The following is a 17,315-nucleotide window of genomic DNA, read 5'->3' on the forward strand; positions in this document are numbered from 1 at the left end:
CATTCGTTCGCTCCCCACCAGGATGTGCCATGCCGGACGGTCCGGCGACCGGCCGGAAGCCGGCCGCAACCTTCTGGGCATCCCGCTCGTCTCACTCGATATCGGAAGGATATGAGCCCAGGGGGCCGAAAATGCTTGAAACAAGGACGATCTGCGTGACTCTGGCACTCGTGGGCGCCACGCTGGCCACGGCGGCGGTCCCGGCCGTCGCCACCCCGGCGGCGGCCGTGCGGACCCCGGCCTGTCCGACCGGCTGGGGCAGCACCGCCAAGTCCGACGCCGACACCACGGCCACCCCGGTACGGAACATCAGGACCGGCCGGCACGCCTGCTACGACCGGATGGTCGTCGACCTCCCGGGCACCGCGCGCAGCGGCCTCGGCTACTCCGTGCGGTACGTCGACCGCCTGCACCAGGACGGATCGGGCCGGCACATCCCCGTCGCCGGCGGCGCCGTCCTCGAAGTGCGGGTGGCCGCACCCTCGTACGACCCCGCGACCGGCGAGCCCGCCTACCCGGCCCGCGCCGGACGCCCGCTGCCGGGCGTCGACCTCACCGGATACCGCACCTTCAGGGACGCGCGGTTCGCCGGCAGCTTCGAGGGCGAGACCCAGGTCGGCCTCGGACTGCGCGCACGGCTGCCGTTCCGGGTGCTTCAGGTCCAGGACCACATCGTGATCGACGTCGCCCACACCTGGACGGGCGCGCGCTGAACCCCTCGCGGGGCGCCCGCCGCCGGCGGCTCACCGCTCCGCGGCGCCCGTCTCGCAGACCCGGCGCGCCACCTCACGCAGCTTGGTGTTGGTGCGCTGGGACTGCGTGCGCAGGATCTCGAAGGCCTGCTCCTCGGTGATCCGGTGGCGGCCCATCAGGATGCCCATCGCCTCGCCGATCATGTGCCGGGTGGTGATGGCCTCCTGCATCTGGGCGTCGGTCAGGGCGCTGGAGAAGGCGACCGCCGCGTGGGAGGCCAGCAGCCAGCCCGCCGTCTCGCTGTCCTCGGTGAACACGCCGGGCTTGCGGGAGTACATGTTGAGGGCGCCCAGTTCCTCCTCGCGCGTGTACAGCAGGAACCCCATCATGCTGCCCACCCCCAGCTGCCGGCAGCGGGGCACGAAGTGCGGCCAGCGCTCGGGGTCCTCGGTGAAGTCGGGGATGCGGAAGACGCGTTCGGCCGTGTCGGGCCGGGCCGCATCGAAGCAGGGGCCCTCGCGCAGGCTCTCCTGGAGGCGGTCGCTGTCGGTCACCAGCTGCTCGGTGGGCGCCAGGGAACTCACCCGGTCCCCGCGCAGCACGAGGATGCCGGAGGCGTCGCAGCCGTCGACGAGGTCCACCGCCGAGCGCGTGATCTGTTCGAGCGTGGCGTCGAGCGTGTGCTCGGCCAGGAGGTCACGGGCCATGGCAGCCATCTGCCGCGCGAAACCCTGCCAGTCCACCGTCCGCCTCCATGGTCGCCCGCCGCCAGCACACACCGCGTGTACCCCGCGCGGATGTGCGGCACGCCGGTGAACGGCCCGAACCCGGGCAGACGGCCTACGTGATCTTCGGTGGTCCGAGTGACCCCGGGGGACACGTCCCGCCGGCCGCCAGAGAGAGGAACCACCACGGTGACCATGCCCCAGCGCCGTCCGCGTCCCAGGTACCGCGGGCGGCGCTTCGACCTGCGCGCGACGGCCATGTCCTTCGGCCTGCTCGCCACGGCCCTGATCATCACCGGCTCCGCGGTACGGGCACTGGCCGGGGTCGCGCAGCGGCGCCCGGTGTGGGCCGTCGTCCTGCTGTGCGTGGTCGTCGCGCTCCTCCTGGCCCACGGGCGCAGACGGCGGCGGCTGTCCGCGGCACGGATCGCCCGCACGGCGGGCGAGGCCCTGGAACAGGCCACGACGACGGCGCTCGACGCCCTGGAGGCGCCCGCCCCCGCCCCCGCGCCGGCGCGGACAGCGGATCCGGTCCGGGCGACGCTGCGCGCCGACGACTACGACGCGCTCACCCCCGAGGAGTTCGAGGAGGCCATAGCGGCCCTGTGCATACGCGACGGCTGCTCACAGGTGCGGGTCGTCGGGGGAGCCGGCGACCTGGGGGCCGACGTGCTGGCCGTGGCCCCCGACGGCCGCCGTCTGGTCATCCAGTGCAAGCGCTACGGCGACGACAACAAGGTCGGCTCCCAGGACATGCAGCGCTTCGGCGGCACCTGCTTCGCCGTCCACGAGGCGGACGTGGCCCTCGTCGTCACCACCGGCGAGTTCACCACGCCGGCCGAGGAGTACGCCGAGCAGTGCGGCATAGTGTGCGTCGCCCGCGACACCCTCACCGCCTGGAGCGAAGGCCTGGGACCGCGGCCCTGGGCGGCGGACACCCGGGCCCCCGGCACCCCCTGAAGCGGCCCGTTGTCAGTGCCGGATGCCACCCTGCCGGTATGGACGAGCTGGAGTTCATGCGCGGCAGGGTCTACGGGGCGGACCACGACGACCCCGGCCCGCGCGCCGGACGGTCGTACGTGGAGCTGGCCGGCGGGCCGCTGGACGGACTGCTGCTGGACATCACCGGCCGCAGCGGGACGGAGCTGAGGGAAGGCGTCGGCCTGCGCACCGAGATAGGACGGTACGGCGCGGGCGGCCGCGCGGTCTACGCGCCCCGCGGCGACGGCGTCCCGGTGTACGACTGGCGGGGCGACGTCCCCTGAGCCCCGGTCGGTCCGCGCCCCCGGGGTTCCGGGCGGGGCGGTGGGGCAGACGTGGCGTAGGGCGTCCACCGGTCGCCGGGGGCGCGAGGAGGGCGGAGCGAGCCATGGGACTGCTCACGGACGGCGGCTCGGCGCTGCGCGACCGGATCGGTCACGCGATCTTCTCCCGGGTGGCCGGACCGGACGGCCCCGACAACCGCGCACGCATCCACGGCACGCCCGGCCCGCGCTGGTTCGGCCCCGAGCGGCCGGTCAGGAGGGTGCACGGGGACGCCTCCATGTTCATCGGCGGACTGTCGGCCCTGCTGCTCCAGTCCCTCCACCCGCTGGCCATGGCCGCCGTCGCCGGACACTCCGGGTTCCGCGGCGACCCCTGGGGGCGGCTCCAGCGGACCAGCACCTTCCTCGCCGTCACCACCTACGGCACCGCCGACAGCGCCCAGCAGGCCGTCGACCGGGTCCGGGCCGTCCACGAGACGGTGCGCGGCACCACCGCCGACGGCGCGCGGTACTGGGCCGCCGACCCCCACCTGCTGTGCTGGGTGCACATCGCCGAGGTCGACAGCTTCCTGCGCGCCCACCAGCAGTACGGCGCCCGTCCCCTGGACGACGCCGGCTGCGACGCCTACGTCGCCGACATGGCGCGCATCGCCACCGCCCTCGGCGTACCCGACCCGCCGACCGACCGCGCCGGACTCGCCGAGCGGCTGGCCGCCTACCGAGGGGAGCTGCGCGCCACCCCCGAAGCACGCAGCACCGCCCGCTTCCTGCTGCTCAACCCTCCCGTCCCGCTGCTCGCCCGGCTGCCGTACGGAGTCCTCGCCGCCAACGCCGTGTCGCTGCTGCCGGCGTGGGCCTCGCGCGCGCTGTGGCTGCCCCGCCTGCCCCCGGCCGAGGGCGTGTGCGTGCGCCCGCTCGGCACCGCCGTCACCGCGGGCATCCGTTGGGCCCTGGCCCCGACCCGCGACGCCGCCTGACACCGGCACACGCCATTCGCGCCGGTTGACGGGTGCCAGAGGGGGCACTCAGTGCTCACTGGTGTCGAGCAGGGACCCGGGAGGTAGCAGTGGCGGTTCGCCATCGTCTGATCCGTACGAGCCCACGGGACGTCTGGGCCGTCCTCGCCGACGGCACCCGGTACGCGGAGTGGGTGGTGGGCACGTCGTCGTCGGAACCGGTGCGCGGGCAGTGGCCGCAGCTCGGCTCGGCGATCGGCTTCGAGGTGCGCTTCGGCCCCCTGTGCCTGACCAACGAGACCGTGGTCCGGCGCTGCGTCCCCGGCGAGGCCCTGGAACTCGAGGCCCTCGCCGGGCCGCTGGGCACGGCCCGGATCGCCATCGAGGTGCGCCCCTGGGGCGACCACTGCCTGGTGATCGTGGACGAGCACCCGTTGCGGGGAGCCGGGGGCCTGGTGCACAACGTGGGCGTGGAGGCCCTGATCCAGATCCGCCACCGGGCCATGCTCGCCCGGCTGGCGAAGATCTGCGAACGCGAGGCGGCCGAGGAGGAGCGGCGCCGACCGCTCGGCCAGGTCGTGTCACCGGCGTCAGACACGGGAGACGCCCGTGCCTGACGCCGTGGTGATCGGGGCCGGCCCCAACGGACTGGTCGCGGCGAACCTGCTCGCCGACGCCGGCTGGAGCGTGGAGGTACTGGAGGAGCAGCCGGAGCCCGGCGGCGCCGTACGCCACGACCGGGGCGCGGACCCCGACTTCGTCAGCGACGTGTGCAGCTCCTTCTACCCGCTCGCCGCCGCCTCCCCGGTCATCGCCGGGCTGCGGCTGGACCAGCACGGGCTGCGCTGGAGCCACGCCCCGAACGTCCTCGCCCACCCCCTGTCCGACGGCAGGTGCGCGGTCCTCGACCGCCGCATCGACGTCACCGCCGACTCGCTGGATGCCTTCGCCCCGGGCGACGGAGCCGCCTGGCGGCGGCTGCACGACGTGTGGGAGACCCTCCGCCCCGACCTCCTGGACGCCCTGTTCACGCCGTTCCCGCCCGTCCGCTCCACGGCCCGGCTGGCCGTCCGGCTGCGCGGCACGGGCGGGCTGCGCATGGCGCGCACCCTGATCCTGCCGGTGCGCCGTCTCGCACAGGAGGAGTTCCGCGGCGAGGGCGGCGGGCTGCTGCTCGCGGGCAACGCGCTCCACGCCGACCTGGCGCCGGAGGCCGCGGGCAGCGGCGGCTACGGCTGGCTGATGTCCATGCTCGGACAGACGTACGGCTTCCCCGTGCCGGCCGGCGGCGCCGGAGCCCTCACCCGGGCCCTGGCCCTGCGCCTGGAGTCACGCGGCGGAGTGCTGCGCTGCGGGCAACGCGTCGACCGGATCATCGTCCGCGGCGGCCGGGCGGCCGGCGTGCGCACGGCCGGCGGCGAGACCGTCCGGGCCGCCCGCGCCGTCCTCGCCGACGTGGCCGTGCCCGCCCTGTACGGCGAACTCCTCGACCCCGCGCACGTCCCCGCCCAGCTCCTGTCCGACCTGCGGCGCTTCCAGTGGGACTTCGCCACCTTCAAGGTCGACTGGGCGCTCGACGGCCCGGTGCCCTGGCGGTGCGAGCGGGCGGCGGGCGCCGGAACCGTCCACCTCGCGGACGGCCTCGACGAGCTGACCCGCTTCGCCGCCCAGCTCGCCACCGGCACCGTCCCCGACCGCCCCTTCTGCCTCTTCGGCCAGATGACGACCTCCGACCCCTCCCGCTCCCCCCGGGGCACCGAGTCCGCCTGGGCCTACACGCACGTCCCGCACGACATCTCCGGCGACGCGGGGGAGGAGTCCCTCACCGGCGTCTGGGACGCCAGGGAGCAGGAGATCATGGCCGACCGCGTCGAACGGCAGGTGGAGCGCTTCGCGCCCGGCTTCCGGGCCGCCGTCCGCTCCCGCCGCATCCTCGCCCCGCCCACCCTTCAGTCCCTCGACCGGAACCTGCACGGCGGCGCCATCAACGGCGGCACCGCGGCCCTGCACCAGCAGCTGTTCTTCCGCCCGGCGCCCGGCACCGGGCGTCCCGAGACACCCGTCAAGGGCCTGTACCTGGCGTCCGCGGGCGCCCACCCGGGCGGCGGCGTGCACGGCGCGCCGGGCGCCAACGCCGCACGCGCCGCGCTGCGCCGGCCGCTGGCCCCCGGCCTGGCCCGGGCCCAGCGGCTGCTGACCCACCGGGACCGCACCGGCCGCAGGCAGCCGGACACGGGCCGCGGGACCGGCGGCGGATGACCGGCGCACACCCGACCGGCCGCCCCCGCCCCGGTGGCGGCGGGGCCCGGCACCACCATCGGCCACCGGCGGAGGCGAGACGATGACCGCACACGACGACGGCCCCGACCGCGCCCACCGGCGCCCCGAAGGCGTCAGCGACGAGATCGTGGAGGCCCTCGGATCGCTGTCGAAGGCACTGGAGACGACCGAGCGCGCCCGGGGCCACCTCTACAGCTTCCACCAGCTCACCGGCACCGCCGACCTCGAACTGGACCGGGCGGTCGACCTGCTGCACAAGGCCGGGCACCCGGACTGGGCCGAGACGGTGCGCACCCAGGTGCTGGGCCGCAACGTCATCCCCGGCCACTGGACGTTCCAGATCGTCGAGGCCTACGACGCCACCTACTACCAGCCGTTCAGGGAACTCGAACAGGCCGCCGTCGAGGAACTGGCCGAGGGCCGGGACCACCTGTACGAGGCCGAGATGAAGGAGGCCCGCCGCACCGTCGGTCACCCCGACCACACCGCCCGCCCCGGCACCGCCCCGCGCACCGGCCGGGGCGGGGACTGAGCCCACGAAGGGAACCTCCGATGCACGCCCAACCCCTGCGCGACCGCACCGTCGTGATCACGGGCGCCGCACGTGGGGTCGGCGCGGCCCTGGCCCGTGAGCTGGCCCGGCGCGGTGCCCGGCCGGCGCTGCTCGGCCACGAGAAGGCGGAGCTGGAAGCGGTCGCCGCCGGCCTGCCGACGCAGGCGCTGGTCCACGAGGTCGACATCACCGACGAGGCGGCCCTGGACGACGCCGCGGAGCGGATCAGGGCACACCTCGGTACCCCCTCCGCCGTGGTGGCCAACGCGGGCATCGCCGAGGGCGGCCCGTTCGCCGGCTCCGACCCCGCACGCTGGCGGCGCGTGATCGACGTCAACCTGACCGGCAGCGCGGCCACGGCCCGCGCCTTCCTGCCCGACCTGCTGGCGACCAAGGGCTACTTCCTCCAGGTCGCCTCGCTGGCCTCGATCGGCGCCGCACCGATGATGAGCGCCTACTGTGCCTCCAAAGCGGGCGTGGAGGCCTTCGCCCACTCCCTGCGCGCCGAAGTGGCGCACCACGGCGTCGCCGTCGGCATCGGCTACCTCAACTGGATCGACACCGACATGATCCGCGACGCGGACCGCTACCCCGTCCTGCGCGAACTGCGGGGCCACATGCCGCCGCCGGCCCGGCGCGTGTACCCGGCGGCCCTGGCCGGCGACCGCCTCGCGACGGCCGTGGAGCGCCGCAGCACGGCCGTCTACCTGCCCCGCTGGCTGCGCCTGGCACAGATCGCGCGCGCCGGACTGCCGCCGGTGGTGCTGCGCGTGGCCCGCCGCGAGCTGGCCCGGCTGGAGGCCGAGGACCCCCTGCGGCACACCGGCCCCCTCGGCGACGGCGGCACGGCCGACCTGCTCACCACCCGAACCCGCCGGTGAGCCGGCCCGGCGGGGGCCGGACGACTTGCCGGGCCGGTGAGCACGGGGTGACGCCCTCGTCGTCACGTCCTCGGGCCGGGCGCCGCTCGACGACCGATCACCTGCGTCCTCGGGCGGGCGCCGGGCGCCGCGCGGGACTGGGCACGCGCGTCCTGGGGCCAAGGCCGAGCGGCCCCTCACGGCTTCGGGCGCCGGGCGACGACCGGCCACCCGCGCCCTCACGTCCGGGTGCCGGGCGCCGAGCGGCCCCCCGCGTTATCGGGCTCCGGGCGCCAATCGGGCATCCGCATCCGCATCCGCATCCTTGGGCGCCGGGCGATGACGGGTACCCATGGCGCCGGGTGCCGGGCTGCGACCGGCCCCGCGCGGTCTCGGGTCCGGGTGCCGGGTGCAGAGCGGCCCCCCACGTTCTCGGGTCCGGGCGCCGGGGGAGTACTGGCCACTCACGTCCGCGGGCGCCGGGCGGATCGTGGCGCGTGTGCCGCCCGTTCCCGGGCGTGCCGCCCCGCTTCGCCGACCGGGCTCGTCGGGTCGTACGTCTACGGCCGTGCCGCCCCTCCCTCGACCCGCCCACCGGTCCCCACGCCCTCCGGAGCCCCCATGACCCTCCTGCGCGACGAGCGGCTCGCCGCCGCCTTCGACCATGCCGCCCGCCGTTACGACGCGCTGACCGCCGCCAACCCCGGCTACCACGCCCACCTGCGCCGCTCCGTCCGCCGCCTCGGACTGCCCCGCGCCGGCGAGGGGCTGCGCGTGCTCGACCTCGGCTGCGGCACCGGCGCCTCGACCGCCGCGCTCACCGCCGTACTGCCGGGCGCGCGGATCACCGCGGTCGACGCCTCGGCGGGCATGCTGGAGCGGGCCGCCGCCAAACCCTGGCCGTCCGGCGTCACCTTCACCCGGGCGCCGGTGGAACGGCTCGCGCAGGCCGGCGTGCGCGGCCCGTACGACGCGGTGTTCGCCGCCTACCTCCTGCGCAACGTCACCGACCCGGATGCCGTGCTCACCACGGTGCACGGACTGCTGGCACCCGGCGGGCGCCTCGGTGTGCACGAGTACGCCCTCGGCGGACGCCGCGTGGACCGCGCGGTGTGGAGCCTCGTCTGCCGGGGCATCGTGCGGCCCGCGGCCACCGTGCTGGGGGACGGCGAGCTGTACCGGCACCTGTGGCGCAGCGTCGTCGCGTTCGACACCGCCGACCGTTTCGCGGACCGTCTGCGCGCCGCCGGGTTCGACCGGGTCCGCGTGCTGCCCCTGCCCGGCTGGCAGACGGGCATCACCCACACCTTCACCGCCCGGCGCCCCCTCCAGGGAGCGGAACGCGCACGGTGACCGCCCGGCCGAACGACGCCCGCGCGTGACGCTCCGCGCGAGCGTGTCCTACGCGGACGCGGACGGACCGACGGCCGGCCGGACGGACCGGTCCTCCAGGTGCGCCCTGCCCTCACGGACCAGACGCAGACCGCGGGGGAAGTCGTGCAGCCGCTCGGCCAGCACGTCCAGTCCGGCCACCAGGGAACGCTCCGGGACACCGCGGGCCGACAGCACCCCGGCCGTCCAGGCCAGGAAACCGGTGAACAGCTCCGCGTCGTCCAGGTACAGGGCGGTGGCCAGGAAGTCGACGATGTGGACGAGGTCCTCCGCCGTCCGCTCCCGCTGCGCGTCGCTGTAGCCCCGCGTGGCCGGGAAGCGGCTCTCCAGTCCCGTCAGCACCTCCCTGACCAGCCGGCTGCGCGACTGGACCACCATGGTGTACTCCTGGTCCACCAGGTGCGGCAGATCGTCGACCGCCTGCCTGACCGCCGTCGGCCGCGGCAGCCCGGCCTCCAGCACGGCGGCCGCGCCGCGGGCGTCCGCCGCCCACGCGTCCGCGCCGAGGAGCCGTGCGAACCGGCCGTCCTCCCCGAAGGCGCTGCCCCCGGCCAGCACCGGCACCCCGACGGCCTGGCAGGCGGTGATGGCCGTGTGCGCCGCCGGCAGGTGGGTGGGGATCGAACCGGAGAGCAGGACGGCGTCGGAGTAGGTCTGGTGCTGATGGGCGACCAGATGGGGCGTGGGCGTCTGGGCGCCCAGATAGTCGACCCGCCAGCCGCGCAGCCGCAGGACCTCGGCGACGAGGCGGGCCGGGAAGGCATGCCATTCGCCCGCGACGCAGGCGACCGTCACCCGCCCGCGGGCGGGCGGAGAGGGCCGGCCCGACGCCGGACCGTGGACCAGGGCCGTGATCACCCGCTCGTTGATCGCCGTCGCGGCGTGCTCCTGGGCGACGCCGATGCGGTTGGCGGCCCACTCGGCACCGATCTTCTCCTGCACGGCCGCGACGACGTCGAGCAGCAGGCCCTCCTCGTCCCACCCGGTCCCCAGACCGTCGCGGACCACGTCGACGGCGTCGTACTCGCTGCCTTCGAGCACCGCCTGCCAGAGCCGGTCGCGCAGGGCGGCCGCCGGCGCACGGGTACCGTTCACCCGTCACTCCCCGAGTGTCCGCCGTCCCGCTCCGGACGCCCGTCCTCGCCGCCGTGTCCACCGCCCTGTCCACCGGCGTGTGCGCCGGCACGCGCACCGGCGCGGGCCTGCGGGGCCGTCCTGGGCGCGCCGATGGCGACGGCGGCCATGTCGTCGTGCCCGCCGTCGCCCAGCCACTGCGCCGCCAGCATCTGCACCCGCTCGACGATCGCCTCACCCGGCATCCCCGCGCACTCCGTCAGTGCCTGGCGGAGCCGGTCCTCACCGAACATCTCGTCGCCCAGCGGTCCGCCGCGCGCCTCGGTGATGCCGTCGGTGTAGAGCAGGCACGTCTCCCCGGGGGCGAGCACCGTCTCGGCCGTCCGCACCGTCACGGTGGGCAGGGCACCGACGAGGGTGCCGTGGGTGTCCACCTCCTCCACGCTGCCGTCCGTACGGACGACGAGCGGCGGCATGTGCCCGGCGCTGGTCAGCCGCAGACGCACCTCGTCGCCCCGGCGCCTGACGGAGGCCAGCACCATGGTGGCGAACCGGGTGTGCGGCGAGGTGAGCAGGGCCCCGTTGAGCAGACCGAGGACCCGCTGGTGGTCGGAGGCCAGCGGCAGCAGCGCGTGCAGCGTGTTGCGGATCTTGCCGGTGAGGACCGCCGCGTCCAGGCCCTTGCCGGCCACGTCGCCCAGCACGACGAACGTCTCCTGGGAGGCGTCGGCGCCGGGATGGACGTCGTAGAAGTCCCCGCCGACCCGTTCGTGGTCCAGGGCGGTGCGGTAGCGGCCCGCGTACTCCACCCCGTCCACGCTGGTCAGGGTCGGCGGCAGCAGTTCCCGCATCAGGGTGGCGGTGATCGCGGTCTGCTCGCTGTACAGACGGGCGGCCGACAGCGCGGTGCCCGCGCGTGCGGCGAAGAGCCGGGCGAACATCTCCTCGTCGGGGGTGAACGCCTGCTCCGTGCCGGACCGCAGCAGGATCAGTGCCCCGGCCGGCACCCCGTGGCCGGGAAGGGGGGTGACGATGACGGATCCGACCGGCCCGGCGAAGCCGGCCGGGACCACCCAGTCGGGGAGGGCGCGGGGATCGATCCAGCGGGCCGGCACCGGCGGGAAGCCGCGCAGGGCCTCGGCCAGCCCCGGGACGCCGTGCGGATCGACCTGGTACGTCTCCTGGACCACCGGCCCGCCGCGCCGGGCATGGGTGACGGCGTAACGGCGGCCGACGGGCGGGGTGATGAGCACGGCGGCGTCGGCGAGGTGCTCCGCGGCCATCCGCGCGGCGACCTCGGCGCAGCGCGGCACGTTCAGCGAGGACAGCAGGGTGCTGAACAGCGCGGTGAGGGTGTCCGCCCGCTCCTGGGCGCGGTGCAGTTCCGCTTCGGCCCGGCGGCGGCCGGTGTCGTCGACCAGCCACCACACCGCGCCCCCGGCGGCGGCCGGGGTGGGGCGGGCCTCGTAGAAACGGTCACCGATCGGCCCGGTCGGCGGCCCCGCGGGCACGCCGGGGGTCCCGTCGACGTGACACCGGTGCGCCTCCGCCAGCCAGGCCGGCGGCACGCCGTTGCGCGGCGCACCGTCGCCGGACGGGTCCAGCAGCGTCCGGGCGGCCCGGTTGCGTGCCACGACGGTGCCGTGCGAGTCGAGCACCAGCGCCGGGCACGGCGCGTCGTCCCAGGCGGGGGCGGAGGGGACCTTCCTGTCGTACGGGTCGGCGGACGGGGCGGGGGAAGGAATCACGAGTGGAGGGACGCGCCGTGCGCACCCCACCCCCTCTCTGCCAGAGAAACAGGGTCGGCGAACAACCGTCCCCCATTCGTGTCCGTGAAGCAACCTTCCCCGGTGTCCGCAGGTCCGCCGGGTGCCGGGAGCGTCCATGGCCGCGCCCCCCGACCGTGGCCCGCGCCACGCGTCCGGCGGCCGGCCTCCCGCGGATCACCGGTCAGGTGTCCCGCGCCCCTGGACCCCGGAAACAGGCGGTGACGGTCTTGCCGTGGGGGCACGGCCGGGCCTCCCACGAGTCGGCCAGCGCGTCGACCAGGAACATGCCGCGTCCGCCGACGCGTTCGGTGCTCGGTTCCCGGGGCGCCGGAAGGGTGGCGGAGCTGTCGTGCACCGAGATGTGCAGACAGCGGTCGTCCCACGTCATGGTCAGCTGCGCGTTGCTGCGGGCGTGGACGTGGGCGTTGGTGACCAGCTCCGAGACGGTCAGCAGCACGGCGTTCGCCGTGTCGGGGGCGGTGGTGGTCCAGCCCAGGACGTCGAGGTGCTCGCGTGCCCAGTCGCGGGCCGCCTTCACCCCACGGTCCATCGGCAGTGAGCGTGCCCAGCCCACGGCCCGGACCGACGATTCGTTCACGATGGTCCTTCCCGGTCATGTCCGCGCGGCCCGGGCGTACGGTGCCGGACCGCGCGGAGACGGAAGCGGAGGGAGTCAGCGGTGGCCACCGCGGAGCCTGCCCAGCAGACGCTGTGCCTGGGCCCGGCGCCGGGGGTCGGCGGCGGCCCGCCGCACCTGCTCGGCCGTACGCCGTCCCTGAGGGCTCCTCGCGAACTGCTTGATGCGCTCGATCATGCTCGGCATGACGCGGCTCCTTTCCTGGTGTCCGCTCGCGTCCTTGACACCACACCGCATACCCCCTACGGGCGGACTCAGCCACCGGCGCGGGGGCGGGCTCACGTCTCCTTCAGCGGCTCGTACACCTCCGCGTCCAGACCGAACGTCCACGCCACCCCCTCCCGCGCCGTCCGGGTCGCCGGGGGCACCCGCAGCCAGTACGTGCGGTGGGTGCCGTCCGGTTCGGGGGTGGAGTTGAGGACCTCGACCATGACGACCGGCTCGTCGTCGGGCAGGGCGATCCGCCAGAGCGTGCCCGTCCCGTCCCGGTGCAGCGGCTGCGCCCCGGAGTCGGACAAGTAGCGGTCGTACCCGTAGTACTCGAGCATGACCCGTCGCAGCTCCGCGTTGTCCTCCTGCCGGATGCGCTCCGGTGTGAGGGTGCGCAGCTCGTCCAGGAAGGCGCGCGTCACCGGCATGCCGCGCCAGGCGCACAGGGCGAAGCCGTCGGGGAACTCCAGCGCGGGCCCGTCGCCGTGGTCGAGCCGGCCGGCCTCGTCCCGGTGCAGCGCGACCGGCCGCTCGCACACCACCGCCACCTTCTCGAACGGCCACCACCAGCCGGCGCTGCGGCACACCAGGGCCGGCCCGGCGAGCGGCGAACCGTCGGTGTCCAACGCGGCCAGCCACGGCGCGTCGTGCTGCCCGAGCAGCGCGTCCAGCAGGACCAGCCCGATCTCCGTGCGGGCGGCCGGATCGTCCTCGGCGAGGTCGTCGAGGACTCCGGCGCGGATCCGGTCGACCAGCGCCTGCGTCGCGTCCCACAGGGCGCCGCCCGTCTCCGCCCAGCGCCGGGACCAGCCGGCCGCACCCAACTCCTCGTGCAGACGCCGCCGTTCGGCCGCCCACGGCGCCGTGCGCACCGCCTCGCGCACGCTCGCCCCGAAGTCCGTCCCCCGCCGTATCAGCGTCACGCCCTCGCGGGGCGATCCGGCCCAGACCACGCGCTCGGGTCCGGCCAGTCCGGCGCTCCGGTACGCCAGCCGGATGCCTTCCTCCGCCGCGGCACGGTCGGCGGGCACGGCGGCCACGGCCGACGCGCGCCAGCGCGCCGTCTCCTCCGCGCGGTCCCCGCCCGCCGCGTCCTCGGGGCCCCCGGCCACGGCCGCCGTCCCGTTCTCCTGCGTGATCGTCATCGTCAACGTCCCCTGTTCCCTGCTCGGTGGTGGTCTCTCGTCGGGTCGCGGCGTCCGTCAGTCGGCCACCAGCCGCACCGAGCCGGGGACGTACTCCCGCTGCCGGATCACCCGGAACCAGCCCTTCGGCAGCGCGATCGCGGCGTGCTCCTCGTGCACCACCCGGCCGCCCTCGGGCAGATGCAGCAGGAACGGGCCGTACGGGCCCGGCTCGCGGACGAGTTCGCCCCGGCCGAGCACCGCGTGCGCGTGCCCGGTGACCTCCCCCAGCGCCAGGACGAGCCTGCCCTTCGCGTCGCGCGGCTCCTTGGGCGCGTCCGGGACGTGCGACGGCACCGCCTCGTCCGCGACGGGCACGATCAGCACGTCTCCCTGCCGGTACATGGCTCTCCCCTCCGCTCCGGCGCACGGCGCTCCGGAGTCCATGCGCAGACAGTAGGGGCGGCCACTGACAACGGACCGTCACCGGCCCCGCCGCCGGGCGTTGTCAGTCCCTGTTGGTAGAACTGCTGCACGCGCCGCCGAACGGTTCGCACCCGGTGCTCCGTGACGGCCCACGCCCCGCACCACCTCCCTTTTTCCCGTGTCGCACGACAGGAGCAGCGCCGATGACCAGCGGAAGCCACCTCGAGGAGCTGTACGGCCTCCCCGCCTTCGTCTTTCCCGGGCGCGACGAGTCGACGGAGCTGCCCGAACCGGACGCCGTGGCCTGGGGGATAGCCGCCCGGACGTACGACGGCGAGGAGGGGTGGGTGGAGACCTTCGAGCGCTTCTGCTCCGAGGTGGACACCACACGGGTCCGCGCCCTGATCGTCGGGGCCTGGGAGGACGCGTACGACTCCGGTCCCACCGACGTCATCGAGGCGCTGGTGGCCGCGCGCGACCGGCTGCCCGCTCTGCGGGCGGTGTTCCTCGGGGACATCGAGAGCGAGGAGTGCGAGATCTCCTGGATCAACCAGGCCGACGTCACCCCCCTGCTGGCCGGCTTCCCCGCGCTGGAGGAATTCGGCGTGCGCGGCGGCCAGGGCCTGGAGTTCCCCGCCGTGCGCCACGACGCGCTGCGCAAGCTGGTCGTGGAGACCGGAGGTCTCCCGGTGGGCGTCGTCCGCGGCATCGCGGCCAGCGAACTGCCCGCACTGGAGCACCTCGACCTGTGGCTCGGCACCTCCTGGTACGGCGCCGACAGCGAGGCCGGCGACCTCGCGCCGATCCTCTCCGGCGCCCGGCTGCCCCGGCTGCGGCACCTGGCCCTGCGCAACAGCGAGATCCAGGACGAGATAGCCGCCGCCGTGGCGTCCGCCCCCGTCGTCGACCGGCTCGAGGTGCTCGACCTGTCCATGGGCACCCTCGGCGACGAGGGCGCCACCGCCCTCCTCGGCGGGCAGCCGCTGACCCACCTCAAGAAGCTCGACCTGCACCACAACTACCTGAGCGAGCCCCTGCGGCAGCGCCTGCGCGCGACGCTCGAACCGGCCGGCGTCGAGCTGGACCTCGACAAGGACGACGCCGACTGGGACCAGGACGACGACGGCACCATCCACCGCTACGTCGCGGTGGGGGAGTGAACCCGGCGTGCGCTACTACCCCTCACACCTGACGCGCTTCCACGGGCTGCCCGTGCACCACTTCGACGGCGGGGAGGACCAGGAGCGCCCCGGCCGGGACCTCCCCGCCCCCGCCTCGGTCGCCTGGCGGCTCGCGGCCGACTGGGAAGTCCCGTTCGAGAAGCGGTGGGGCGCCTTCCTGGACGAGGTGTGCACGGAAGAGGTCGCGGCCCTGGTCATCGGCGCCTGGTGGCAGGAGTGGGACGAGGACGGCATCGACTCCTGCCTCGACCTGCTCACGGCCGAGGCGCACCGCTTCCCGCGGCTGCGCGCGGTGTTCCTCGCGGACGTCGAGTCGGAGGAGACGGAGATCTCCTGGATCAAACAGGGAGACGTCAGCCGGGTGCCGCGCGCCTGGCCCGGTCTGTACGAACTGGGTCTGCGCGGCGCCGACGACCTGGTGATCGAGCCGCTGCGGCACGAGTCGCTGCGGAGGCTGCGCATCGAATGCGGCGGGCTGCCGCCCGAGCCGGTGCGCGCCCTGGCCGCCTGCGACCTCCCCGCCCTGCACCACCTGGAGCTGTGGCTGGGCACCAGCTGGTACGGCGGCGACTGCGCCCCCGAGGACGTCCGGGCGCTCCTGGCAGCGCTCGGCCGCTGCCCCGGACTGCGCCACCTGGGCCTGTGCAACAGCGACATCCAGGACGAGATCGCCGCCGCGGTGGCCGCGGCACCCGTCGTCGCGGGCCTGGACTCCCTCGACCTGAGCATGGGCACGCTCGGCGACGAGGGGGCGGCCGCACTGCTCTCCGGGCAGCCGCTGACCCACCTGCGGGCGTTCGACCTCGGCCACCACTACATGAGCGAACCGATGACCCGGCGGGTGCGCGGCACACTGGGACCGCACATCGCGGACCTCGGCCTCACGCCCGCCCCGCGCAGCACCCACCGCCCGGAGGCCCGCTATGTCGCGGTCGGCGAATGATCCGGGACCGGCCGGAGTAGCCGTGCGCTTCGCCGTCGTGGGCAACCCGGAGAACCGCAGGGCGGCCCTCTTCGCCGACGCCGTCCGCGCGGCCGGGCTGCCCGCCCCGCGCATGGTGCCGTGGGAGCGCGTCCTGCGCTCCGGCGGAGCCGAGTTCGCCGCCGACGAGACCGTCCGGCTCGACTCACCCGGTGAGGACCAGGAGGTCGACCGTCTGCTGCGGGGCGCCCAGGACCCGACCCGGGTGGAGGGCTCGGCCCTCTGGTACCGGCGGTTCGTCCGGGCCGCACGCGGCCTGCGCGGCGGCATCCGGCTCGACGACACCGACGAACTGGCCGTCCTGTTCGACAAGCGGCGCTGCCACGCCGTCCTCGCCGCCGCCGACGTGCCCGTGCCCCGGTCACCCACCTCCGGCCCGGACGCCGCCCCGGTGACCGGCTGGGACGACGTACGCGCCGCCATGCGCGACCACCGCATGCCGAGGCTCTTCGTCAAGCTCGCCCACGGCTCCTCGGCCTCCGGGGTGCTCGCCGTCGAGTCGTCGGCCCAGGGCCGCATCCGAGCCACCACCTCCGTGGAACTCGCCGCGGACGGACGGCTGTTCAACTCCCTGAAGGTGCGCCGCTACGAACGGGAGCGGGACATCGCCGCCATCGTGGACGCGCTCGCCCCGGACGGCCTCCACCTGGAGCGCTGGCTGCCCAAGGCCTCCCAGCGGGGCCGCGCCGCCGACCTGCGGGTCGTGGTGGTGGCCGGCCGCGCCACCCACGCGGTGGTGCGCACCAGCACCTCCCCGCTGACCAACCTCCACCTCGGCGGGAGCCGCGGCGACCTCGACGCGGTCCGCGACGGCGTCGAAGCGGCCGGCGGGCGCTGGGCGGACGTCCTCGCCGTGTGCGAGCGCGCGGCCGCCTGCTTCCCGCGCACCCTCTGCGTGGGCGTCGACCTGCTCCCGGCCGTCGGCTGGCGCCGGTTCGCGGTCGGCGAGGTCAACGCCTTCGGCGACCTCCTGCCCCGCCTCACGGGACTGCCCGGCGGCGGAGCGGAGGGCCTCGACACCTACGCGGCCCAGGTCGCGGCCGTCCTGCGCCGCGCCCGCGCACACACCGGACCCGGCCACCGGCAGCACCGGGACGACGGGCACCACCAGCACAGAACGGGAACCACCCATGTCAGCGCCTGACCCGGCACCCACGCCCCCGGCAGACCCCCCGCGCACAGCCGCGG

At 75.4% G+C, this 17,315-nt stretch carries 19 protein-coding genes; 12 read left to right on the forward strand and 7 right to left on the reverse strand.

Going from position 1 to position 17,315, the window contains the following annotated elements; genetic code table 11:
- Positions 1 to 131 precede the first annotated feature (131 nt).
- Complete coding sequence (locus FHX78_RS33780) at positions 132 to 713, forward strand: AMIN-like domain-containing (lipo)protein (protein ID WP_145871142.1); 582 nt, start codon at positions 132 to 134, stop codon at positions 711 to 713.
- A gap of 30 nt (positions 714 to 743) precedes the next feature.
- Here the strand turns inward: FHX78_RS33780 and FHX78_RS33785 are convergent, their stop codons facing one another.
- A complete protein-coding gene (locus FHX78_RS33785; RefSeq protein ID WP_167531921.1) occupies positions 744 to 1,436 on the reverse strand; it encodes a GAF and ANTAR domain-containing protein in 693 nt (230 codons plus the stop codon).
- 171 nt (positions 1,437 to 1,607) lie between these two features.
- On the opposite strand from FHX78_RS33785, the gene FHX78_RS33790 reads away from it, so the two are divergent.
- From FHX78_RS33790 to FHX78_RS33825, 8 genes are all read left to right on the forward strand, one after another.
- Positions 1,608 to 2,378, forward strand: coding sequence for a restriction endonuclease (locus FHX78_RS33790; RefSeq protein WP_167531922.1), 771 nt, complete (start codon positions 1,608 to 1,610; stop codon positions 2,376 to 2,378).
- A gap of 38 nt (positions 2,379 to 2,416) precedes the next feature.
- On the forward strand, positions 2,417 to 2,683 hold the full coding sequence (locus tag FHX78_RS33795; protein WP_145871143.1) for a hypothetical protein: 267 nt from the start codon (positions 2,417 to 2,419) through the stop codon (positions 2,681 to 2,683).
- Positions 2,684 to 2,787: 104 nt separating this feature from the next.
- On the forward strand, positions 2,788 to 3,660 hold the full coding sequence (locus tag FHX78_RS33800; protein WP_145871144.1) for an oxygenase MpaB family protein: 873 nt from the start codon (positions 2,788 to 2,790) through the stop codon (positions 3,658 to 3,660).
- Between the two features lie 89 nt (positions 3,661 to 3,749).
- A complete protein-coding gene (locus tag FHX78_RS33805) occupies positions 3,750 to 4,256 on the forward strand; it encodes an SRPBCC family protein (protein WP_145871145.1) in 507 nt (168 codons plus the stop codon).
- Entirely contained in the window at positions 4,249 to 5,898 is a 1,650-nt protein-coding gene (locus FHX78_RS33810) for a phytoene desaturase family protein (RefSeq protein ID WP_145871146.1), read from the forward strand. Before FHX78_RS33805 ends, FHX78_RS33810 begins: the two co-directional genes overlap by 8 nt.
- 82 nt (positions 5,899 to 5,980) lie before the next feature.
- Positions 5,981 to 6,451, forward strand: coding sequence for a hypothetical protein (locus tag FHX78_RS33815; protein WP_145871147.1), 471 nt, complete (start codon positions 5,981 to 5,983; stop codon positions 6,449 to 6,451).
- A gap of 20 nt (positions 6,452 to 6,471) precedes the next feature.
- Entirely contained in the window at positions 6,472 to 7,353 is an 882-nt protein-coding gene (locus tag FHX78_RS33820; protein ID WP_145871148.1) for an SDR family oxidoreductase, read from the forward strand.
- Positions 7,354 to 7,953: 600 nt separating this feature from the next.
- Positions 7,954 to 8,685, forward strand: a complete 732-nt coding sequence (locus FHX78_RS33825) for a class I SAM-dependent methyltransferase (protein WP_145871149.1) — start codon at positions 7,954 to 7,956, stop codon at positions 8,683 to 8,685.
- Between the two features lie 48 nt (positions 8,686 to 8,733).
- Here FHX78_RS33825 and FHX78_RS33830 read toward each other — a convergent pair whose 3' ends face one another.
- From FHX78_RS33830 to FHX78_RS33850, 6 genes are all read right to left on the reverse strand, one after another.
- Entirely contained in the window at positions 8,734 to 9,819 is a 1,086-nt protein-coding gene (locus FHX78_RS33830; protein WP_145871150.1) for a cobalamin B12-binding domain-containing protein, read from the reverse strand.
- A complete protein-coding gene (locus FHX78_RS33835; RefSeq protein WP_145871151.1) occupies positions 9,816 to 11,546 on the reverse strand; it encodes a PP2C family protein-serine/threonine phosphatase in 1,731 nt (576 codons plus the stop codon). Before FHX78_RS33835 ends, FHX78_RS33830 begins: the two co-directional genes overlap by 4 nt.
- A 202-nt stretch (positions 11,547 to 11,748) precedes the next feature.
- Positions 11,749 to 12,165, reverse strand: coding sequence for an ATP-binding protein (locus tag FHX78_RS33840; RefSeq protein WP_145871152.1), 417 nt, complete (start codon positions 12,163 to 12,165; stop codon positions 11,749 to 11,751).
- Between the two features lie 75 nt (positions 12,166 to 12,240).
- Positions 12,241 to 12,390: a hypothetical protein gene (locus tag FHX78_RS36960; RefSeq protein WP_167531923.1), complete on the reverse strand. Its 150-nt coding sequence runs from the start codon at positions 12,388 to 12,390 to the stop codon at positions 12,241 to 12,243.
- A 92-nt stretch (positions 12,391 to 12,482) separates the two neighbouring features.
- On the reverse strand, positions 12,483 to 13,559 hold the full coding sequence (locus FHX78_RS33845) for a DUF6745 domain-containing protein (RefSeq protein WP_189908664.1): 1,077 nt from the start codon (positions 13,557 to 13,559) through the stop codon (positions 12,483 to 12,485).
- A 57-nt stretch (positions 13,560 to 13,616) separates the two neighbouring features.
- The gene (locus tag FHX78_RS33850; RefSeq protein ID WP_145871153.1) at positions 13,617 to 13,943 is read right to left on the reverse strand and encodes a hypothetical protein; all 327 of its coding nucleotides are present in this window, start codon (positions 13,941 to 13,943) and stop codon (positions 13,617 to 13,619) included.
- A 224-nt stretch (positions 13,944 to 14,167) separates the two neighbouring features.
- Between FHX78_RS33850 and FHX78_RS33855 the strand changes: the two genes are divergently transcribed.
- The 3 genes from FHX78_RS33855 to FHX78_RS33865 are packed head-to-tail and all read left to right on the forward strand — an operon-like array spanning position 14,168 to position 17,271.
- Positions 14,168 to 15,124, forward strand: a complete 957-nt coding sequence (locus FHX78_RS33855; protein WP_145871154.1) for an STM4015 family protein — start codon at positions 14,168 to 14,170, stop codon at positions 15,122 to 15,124.
- A gap of 7 nt (positions 15,125 to 15,131) precedes the next feature.
- Positions 15,132 to 16,088: an STM4015 family protein gene (locus FHX78_RS33860; RefSeq protein ID WP_145871155.1), complete on the forward strand. Its 957-nt coding sequence runs from the start codon at positions 15,132 to 15,134 to the stop codon at positions 16,086 to 16,088.
- The gene (locus FHX78_RS33865) at positions 16,069 to 17,271 is read left to right on the forward strand and encodes an STM4014 family protein (protein ID WP_145871156.1); all 1,203 of its coding nucleotides are present in this window, start codon (positions 16,069 to 16,071) and stop codon (positions 17,269 to 17,271) included. The genes FHX78_RS33860 and FHX78_RS33865 overlap by 20 nt, the downstream gene beginning before the upstream one ends.
- Positions 17,272 to 17,315: the final 44 nt, after the last annotated feature.

Origin of the sequence: Streptomyces capillispiralis, from assembly GCF_007829875.1 — a bacterium.
Taxonomy (GTDB): Bacteria; Actinomycetota; Actinomycetes; order Streptomycetales; family Streptomycetaceae; genus Streptomyces; species Streptomyces capillispiralis.